This is a genomic window from Polynucleobacter sp. es-MAR-4 (assembly GCF_018882055.1).
GTDB lineage: Bacteria > Pseudomonadota > Gammaproteobacteria > Burkholderiales > Burkholderiaceae > Polynucleobacter.
This window is the reverse complement of record NZ_JACVPF010000004.1, coordinates 1-2223: the sequence shown is the minus strand read 5'-3', so window position 1 is coordinate 2223 and position 2223 is coordinate 1. Positions and strand designations below refer to the sequence as shown.

Genomic DNA, 2223 nt, shown 5'->3' with positions numbered 1-2223 from the left:
GCCGATGTCTTATTTAATAGCTGGGTCAGTGGTACCTATAGCAAGGTTATCTCTGGCACCGGTAATGTCACAATCTCAGGCGCTGATGTAACTTACACCGGAGATAACACGTACACCGGTGCGACTATCAACTACGGCACCCTCAGAATCGGTGCCAACGGTACGACTGGTAGCGTGGTAGCCGATGGCGGTATCACGAATACCGGTAATGTGTACTTTAATCGCAGTGACAACCCAACTTACGCTGGTGTTATTAGCGGTAGCGGCAATGTCCGCTTGATGAACTCCACTACCTTTACTGGCAACAGCACCTATACCGGTGAAACCATCCTGGCCGCAAACGCTACCTTGACCTTAGGTGCTAATGGCACATCCGGTAGTGTTGCCAACAGCTCACTCATCTCGTTTGCAGATGGCGCAACCTTGCGTCTGAATCGCTCAGATGATCTGACCATTGCAAGCAGTATCTACCGCGCTGGCGGTACTAACTATCTGATTAAAGATGGGGCAGGTAATGTCACTCTGACTAGTACGAGTGGGCAAAATACCTTTGCCGGTACGGTCACCGTCAATGCCGGTAGCCTGATTGTGCAAGGTGCTCTTGGAGCAAGTTCTGCAGTTGCTGTTCAGAACAACAATGCCACCGTTATTTACAACTCTTCATCTAACCAAAGCCTAGCTACACTGAACGGTACTGGTAGCTTCCAAAAGCTAGGTACTGGTGCACTGTTGCTCACTACCTCCAGTGGCTTTACAGGTAATACCACCGTCACTGGCGGTACCTTAGATCTGCGTAATACCGTCATTGGCGGAAACATTACCAACAATGCCGATGTCTTATTTAATAGCTGGGTCAGTGGTACCTATAGCAAGGTTATCTCTGGCACCGGTAATGTCACAATCTCAGGCGCTGATGTAACTTACACCGGAGATAACACGTACACCGGTGCGACTACGATTTACGGCATCTTAAGAGTAGGCGCTAATGGCACTATCGGTAATTTGGCTTCCTCTAATATCTCTGGTAGCGGCACACTCACTTTTAACCGCAGTAACGCAGTGGAATACGCTGGCAATATCAGCGGCACCGTAGAAGTTAAAAAATACGGTAACGGTACGCTGAGCTTAACGGGCACAAACACCCAGACAACCGCAGTCAATGTCTATGCAGGCGCATTACAAATAGGTAACGGTAGTACCGCAGGCTCACTGACATCCAATATTATTTTGAGCTCAGGAGCTGCTGCCATCTTTAACCGCAGTGATGATCTGCAGTATGGTGGCAATATCAGCGGTACTGGCGCTATGCTGACTCAGCTAGGTTCTGGCACGCTGACATTAACAGGCCTAAGTACCTATACAGGTGCTACTAATGTCTCGGCAGGCTCGATTATCTTTACCAACAATGCTCGCCCATCTACTAGTGGCTTTACGGGTACAGGTAATGTGACCATCACCCCAGCGGGTAGCGCCTTTACAAGCGCCTTCTCAACTGGAAGTTATACCTATGCAAATACGCTGGGTAGCTTGACTATTGGTAATGCTAGCAGCAGTGCCAATGCCAACATTACTGTGAATGCCGCACTTGGCATTGCAGGCAATATTAATTTGTATGGCGGCAACATTGCTGTCAACTCAGCGCTGACTACTGCTGGTAGCAGCATCATCCGCCTAGCAGCAGCACCTAATGGCAATATCACCCAAGGTGCTAGTGGCAACATCACTACTAGCGGCCTTGCACTGCTAGGTGGCAACGCTAATCTGACTAATGTGAACAACAGCGTCAGCACCCTGGCTGCGCAAGACGTTGCCAACATGAGCTTCGTCAATGCAGGCAACCTCATCATAGGCGCTGTTAATCCAACAGGTGTTGACGTTACCGGCACAATCAATATTACCGCTCAAAGCGGCAACATTAGCTTGACTGAAGCGCTTGCAACTACTAGCAATGCAAGTAATGCGATAGTGCTCAATGCAGGCGCTGGCACTGCAGCTGGTACTGCTACAGGTGGCAATATCCTGATCTCTGGTAATGGTTCAGTATCAGTTGGTAGCGGTGGCCGCGCTACGCTCTTTACAGGCAGCATTGCTAACAGTACTGGCCTAACGAATCTAGTTGGCAGTGGTTCTGGTAACTTCCGCTATAACAGCAATGCCAGCAGCACCGGATATAACAGCACAGCTGCAGCTTTAGGGGCAGGGACTTATGCGGTTTATCGTGAG

1 protein-coding gene is annotated in these 2223 nt (G+C 49.5%); it reads left to right on the top strand.

Annotated elements, in window-relative coordinates; genetic code table 11:
- Nucleotides 1–2223, top strand: a 2223-nt coding sequence (locus ICN16_RS09785; RefSeq protein WP_216137069.1) for an autotransporter-associated beta strand repeat-containing protein, incomplete at both ends; no start/stop codon positions are given.